The sequence below is a fragment of the Sulfuricaulis sp. genome (assembly GCF_049587675.1).
Lineage (GTDB): Bacteria > Pseudomonadota > Gammaproteobacteria > Acidiferrobacterales > Sulfurifustaceae > Sulfuricaulis.
In genome coordinates this window covers 1-2331 of sequence record NZ_JBAVEJ010000278.1, presented here as the reverse complement: position 1 = coordinate 2331, position 2331 = coordinate 1, and the positions used below count along the sequence as shown (strand labels likewise).

The following is a 2331-nucleotide window of genomic DNA, read 5'->3' as shown; positions in this document are numbered from 1 at the left end:
AAGTGGGTAGCTGTCGGCTACCTCCTAAAATCCCGTAAATAAAATAATGGTTTTCGTTAGGTTTATGCGTCAATAAGTTCTGCACCAATATGCCCCTCCCAGCCGACCGCTCCGTGGTTCGGAGCTTATTGACTAAGCTGCGACGTCTCCACAGATGGCATCGAAGTTCTTAGTTACCGTTTACATCGGTTAACGACCCATGATGCCGGCGGATATCGATTTAAGCAGCAGTCATGGGTCGATCATGCGGGCCTATCATACCGGAGCCCGCGGCCGGTATCGGGCCGCAGCCCGGATTTCGAATTCTATCCTCCCGTTTGTCATAGAAGATAATTCGCTGACGGTGCCGAGATGTTTAGACCGTGATCAGAAACGGAGTTTTTCAACACAATAGACCCGAAGCAGATGTTCATCAACAGTGCACAGCTGGAGGTGTACTCGAGTTACATAACGATTCATCCGTCGCTATCCCAACAGAGCTCGGATGATATATTCTGCGCTCTAATTACCCCCTCGAACGGAAACCGGAAAGCGATCACGCATGCGTCTCATCACACTGTTTCGCGTCGTGAGTTTTCTGAGTGCTTTAGTAATCGGTGGACCAGCGCTTGCGATCTCCAATGACTACTCGCACGCGATACGCCTTGCCGTGGATCGCTGGCTGGTGGTCCAGAAGCCATCCGGGTTCTTGCCATATGATTTCAATTTCCTGGAGGACAAGGAGTCTGAGCCGGACAGCATGTCGACGGCGAACCTCGCCCGGCAAGCAGGTACTGCCGTGGTACTGGCCGATTACTATGCCTTTACGAAGGATCCGCGGGCACGACCGGCAATAGGAAAATTCCTCACGGCTTTTGGCCGCCATTCATTACCGATCGGAAAGAGCCGAATACAAGGCCTAGTCGAGAAAACCCGTATTCTGTCGATGCCGGTCGGGCGAGGCAAAATTCGCAACGCGCTGGAACGGTTGGGCCTGCTTTTTGATAAACAAGGTCCGGGCAAAGTGGTGTCGCCAAACATGGATTACAGCGACGCCTTCACCGGAACCGTTGCCTTTGCATTACTGACGGAACTGCGCTTCGCGCAGACGAGTGGAGATGCGAGCTTTTCCAATCTCCGGCAAGCCTGGCTGGAAGCGCTCCTGATGCTGCGAATTCCCGGGGGAGGATTCCGCAAATTCCCAACTTGGATTGACCCTCACCCCTATGCTGATGGCGAAGCTTGGCTGGCGTTGGCTGAGTATCATCAACAATTTCCGCAGGACACGCGCGTAGCGGAAATGCTGGCCTCCGTCGACGACAGCCTGATCAAAATCTACGGCAGTGATTTCAATATCGATTTTTATCACTGGGGCACCATGGCGGCGGCCGCTCGCTATGCCGATTCGAAAGAAGCGAAGTTTCTTGATTTCATCAAAAACCAGACCAACGCATTCCTCGATAGCAAGCAGGAACTTGCCAATTACAATGATTGTGCTTCAGTCGAAGGGGTGGCCGATGCGCTCGCGGCGCTTGTCAGCGCGGGCGAGGGCGAGAGCGAACTGTCCAGACGGGTACGGGCATGGATTACGCGCGAGATGGCCAAGACGGAGGGACTACAGATCAAGCCTGGCCAGAAAGAACTGGTGTTCACGAATGCCCGAGTCTCTGCACCGCGTCTGAAAGAATTTACCGGAAGTTTCCTCGCGGGGCGTTACGAACTGAAAACCCAGGTGGACAACACGAGTCATTGCGTATCCGCGATGCTAAAGCTGCAACGGCAAAATAGACCAAAAATTAAGAATTAATTGCGTCCAGCTGCTATTTCTTCCTGTGTCACCGCGGGCTCGTCGGAACATGGCCTGTTGGGTAGCGACAATGCCGCAGCAACATGATTACAGTGAAAAAAAGCTCCCCCCGGTATCCGGATGGGAGCTTTTGAGTTTACAGATAACTTATACAGTCGACAGTGCTATGAATCGTTACCGACTGCACATGCGGCTAATCAGGCTTTATACTAAAGTCGTCCGACTGTCCGCCACCGCCGTCGAGCGTGCCTGGTGTGCCGCCGCCACCGATAGCAGGGGCAGGTTGACCGCCACCGCCGTTAATGATGTTTCGCATGATTTTCACCTCCAGTTTAGAATTATTAATTACATGTCCAGGATTTGCCGGTTGCTAGGCATCTCGACCGGTTTGTCCCCGCCTATTACCCTACTCTCGCCCCCGTGTGTTGGCAACTGACTGAAGTGGGTAGCTGTCGGCTACCTCCTAAAATCCCGTAAATAAAATAATGGTTTTCGTTAGGTTTATGCGTCAATAAGTTCTGCACCAATATGCCCCTCCCAGCCGA

At 52.8% G+C, this 2331-nt stretch carries 1 protein-coding gene; it reads left to right on the top strand.

What is annotated here, in order from left to right; all coding sequences use genetic code 11:
• Window positions 1-541: 541 nt before the first annotated feature.
• Complete coding sequence (locus WB402_RS14390; protein ID WP_424209034.1) at window positions 542-1786, top strand: hypothetical protein; 1245 nt, start codon at window positions 542-544, stop codon at window positions 1784-1786.
• The last annotated feature ends 545 nt before the right edge of the window (window positions 1787-2331 follow it).